Genomic DNA, 3,098 nt, shown 5'->3' with positions numbered 1-3,098 from the left:
TGCCCTGCTGATGCTCGGCGGGCGCTGCAGCAAGCACGTTTCCGGCCCCGTCGCAGCGCCCCGCACGGTCGTGGCAAACCGACCCCGCCTCAAGTACGAAATACCAGATGGCCTATGAAATGAGTTTTCAGCCTAACGGATCGCGCTTAAGCTGCGGCGCGCTGAAGAAAAAGTCATTCCCTAATCTACGCGCGCCGGCAGCTTCAAGCGCTTGTTAGACGGCACGTTTTCGCCGGTGCGCCAGCTGCAGGATGCGGTTCGTAGCTCGCACGTCGAATGTCGCGGGTCGGAAACTCGGATCGAGCCACTCCAGTCGTTCCCGGAACGCCGGGTCGTCCGGGCTCTCGAGGGCAAGTAGGATCTCCGCGTAGCCGGCTGGCCCACCGCAGTCCTCCGGTGGGCAGGCGTTCTCGCCATCGATGCAGATCGGATAGTCCTCATCCGGAAGCAGCGCCGACAGCCCCTCTACTGTCACCTCATGGTGCCAATCGTCGCCAAGATCATACACATACAGGAACTTGTACCCTGGCTCCAGGTCCAGCGAGCCAAGGCGGTAGCGGCGTGCGTTCTCACCAGATGCCTCGTGATCAGGTGCCTCAAACGCACGGTCACCGATCTGGAAATGGTACAGATGCTTGTCGTCCCAACCCATGACATCCTGCAGAATAGAGTGCAGCTTCGCGAATGTAACCGAGCCCCGCACTCGCAAGCGCCGCCAAACCGACGGCTGCGTGTCGAGCAACTTGATCTTTAACTGGTAAACATGGTTCAACGCCACAACATGTCTCCGAACATCGTGCCGTCTAACGGATCGCGCTTAAGCTGCGGCGCGCTGAAGAAAGATGCATTCCCTAATCTACGCGCGCCGCCAGCTTCAAGCGCTGGTTAGGCAGCCGGTGCATGATGCTCAACTCATTTGGCCCGCGAGAGTGGTAGCATCGATCGATCGGCCGGTGACGAAATTGTACGAATCGACGACAAGTTCAACGACGACGTCGAGCTCCTCCATTGAACGCGGAGTATAGAGCATTACCAAACCCGGCATTCCCAACTGCGCGGCGATCGGATGCGGCTCGGCCCACCCGGCATCGATCGCTTCTTGGGCCCGCTCTGAGGGCAATGTCGCATGTAGGCTGCCATCAGGGTGGATGTGTGCGAACTCGCGACCGCGAAGGATGGATTCTGGGCGGAGCAGCTCTACGTCATCGGCGAGCCAGAGGGCCCGCGCACCTGGGACTGAAATAACCGTGGGTCGATCAAGAACCCCGGGCAGGGCGTATGCCCGCTGGCGCAATTCACGGTCAATAGCCGGGTCCGGTCCAACACCGATCTGCGAATGAGGCATTGCCTTCGAGGTCTGCGGCCTCGGCGTGGTGCGGCGCTGCAATGGCTGCTTGCTCATTTGAAGGCAGAATACCTCTCAAGCGGTTATGGCTGCCTAACGGATTGCGCTTAAGCTGCGGCTCCGAGCGGAAGTGATCACAAATGAAAACCTACTACACCGAAGCCTGATGCGTCAGCGAATGCGTTGAGGAGGGGCGCCGCCAGCTTCAAGCGCGTGTTAGGCGGCGCGCCGGGCGCGATCACATTCTCGTCTCTTCGCTGTCAGCGCTCCTCGACGGTTGGGGCCGCGCCACGCGGCGAACGCGCAAGTGCAACTCCGAACCAAACGCCCCACGCGCTCATGAGAATTGAAGAAATGACCCAAATGACGCTTCCGAGCCCCACCCCAAACCACATTCCGAGCGCCCAGCCGGCGAAGGACACGACGCCGGCGGCCGTCGCCGTCCAGGCGGACCAGGCTGGCATAGCTCGTTCCCCACTCTGAGCCTCATTTCCCGCGATCAGGGCAACGGCCAGTGCCAGGAACGAGAATCCATTGGCCTTGCCTTCGGCGAAGGCCCACCATGCCTCGAACAGCTCTCTATTGCCGGACCTTGCCGCGTCGGACACGACAGTTGCTTCCGCCACTGCGGTCGTCAATGTCCAGAGCGCAGCGATTGGTATAACCGCCCACGCCGTTGTGGTCCACCAACCTCTCGTCAGGCGCGATTGCGAGGTCAGAATGACCAGGCCAGCCACCGCGTGGAGGGACAAGCCGGCGGCTGCGATCCAGTGAGCCACAGACCATCTCATGACCGCGCCGCTGACCCTTGTCATCTGTTCGCTGAGGTCGGGGGAAATCGGGCCGTGCAACACCAGTACCATGATCATCAGGAACGAGGCAACCGCGAACCATGTGCCCCCGACTCGAATCGCGCCATCTGTGTGTCGCATCACTGCATCTCCTGCGGAGAGAATGGAATGGAGGTGTGGGATGCCATGTGGCGACTGCTATTCACTGTGGGGCGCCGCCTAACGGATCGCGCTTAAGCTGCGGCGCGCTGAAGAAAGATGCATTCCCTAATCTACGCGCGCCGCCAGCTTCAAGCGCTGGTTAGGCAGCCCGTTCATGGTCACTGGCCCTTCACGCGTTCTGCCCATTCACGCAGAGTCTTAAATCCCGTGAACCTGTAGCCGGCCCCGACCGACATGTCCCAGATGGCTGGCGGGGCTCGCCGGATGCCCTCGAGATCAGCGACGATCAGGCTTAGGTGCGCCGTGGTGTCACCCCCGAGCGCCACGATCGCCTCGACGCACGTTGGGGCCTCGCGACCATCGCCACCCTCGCCGCAGTCGTTGATCTCCCAGGTAACGGGGTGAGATCGTCCGGTGAGTCCCCGGAGCCAACTCTCGAGTGGGACGGTGGGCATGGTCGAGTCGAGGGTCGCGATCGAAACGCCCTTCACCATCGTGACGAGATCCTGCCCACTTGCCTGCGTGGGCAAGATGGCCACGGATAGTAGCACGCCGACCTTCGCGAGTCTCATGGGGCTGCCTAACGGATCGCGCTTAAGCTGCGGCGCGCTGGTGAAAGAGTAGTCATTCAATATCCTACGCGCGCCGCCAGCTTCAAGCGCTTGTTAGGCCGCGCGGATTCATATAGTAAGTGCAACACGGTGTCCCCACGAGAAAGGTGACCTGGCAGACGGTAGTCTTCAGTCTCCACCAAGAGAAGGAAGCCTACCATGACGTACCGCCAGATCACCTTTGCGGAA

At 61.1% G+C, this 3,098-nt stretch carries 4 protein-coding genes; all 4 read right to left on the bottom strand.

Going from position 1 to position 3,098, the window contains the following annotated elements; translation table 11 throughout:
- Positions 1 to 214: 214 nt before the first annotated feature.
- The 4 genes from Q8P46_15850 to Q8P46_15835 all read right to left on the bottom strand — a co-directional run bounded on the left by Q8P46_15850 (position 215) and on the right by Q8P46_15835 (position 2,870).
- Positions 215 to 778 (bottom strand): plasmid pRiA4b ORF-3 family protein, encoded by a 564-nt coding sequence (locus Q8P46_15850; GenBank protein ID MDP2621620.1) that lies wholly within the window; start codon positions 776 to 778, stop codon positions 215 to 217.
- Positions 779 to 907: 129 nt separating this feature from the next.
- Positions 908 to 1,402 (bottom strand): DUF5519 family protein, encoded by a 495-nt coding sequence (locus tag Q8P46_15845; GenBank protein MDP2621619.1) that lies wholly within the window; start codon positions 1,400 to 1,402, stop codon positions 908 to 910.
- A 203-nt stretch (positions 1,403 to 1,605) separates the two neighbouring features.
- Complete coding sequence (locus Q8P46_15840) at positions 1,606 to 2,277, bottom strand: hypothetical protein (GenBank protein MDP2621618.1); 672 nt, start codon at positions 2,275 to 2,277, stop codon at positions 1,606 to 1,608.
- Between the two features lie 179 nt (positions 2,278 to 2,456).
- Complete coding sequence (locus Q8P46_15835) at positions 2,457 to 2,870, bottom strand: hypothetical protein (protein MDP2621617.1); 414 nt, start codon at positions 2,868 to 2,870, stop codon at positions 2,457 to 2,459.
- Positions 2,871 to 3,098: the final 228 nt, after the last annotated feature.

The sequence above is a fragment of the Hyphomicrobiales bacterium genome (assembly GCA_030688605.1).
GTDB lineage: Bacteria > Pseudomonadota > Alphaproteobacteria > Rhizobiales > NORP267 > JAUYJB01.
The sequence above is the reverse complement of the archived record's forward strand: the minus strand, read 5'-3'. Positions and strand labels throughout refer to the sequence as shown.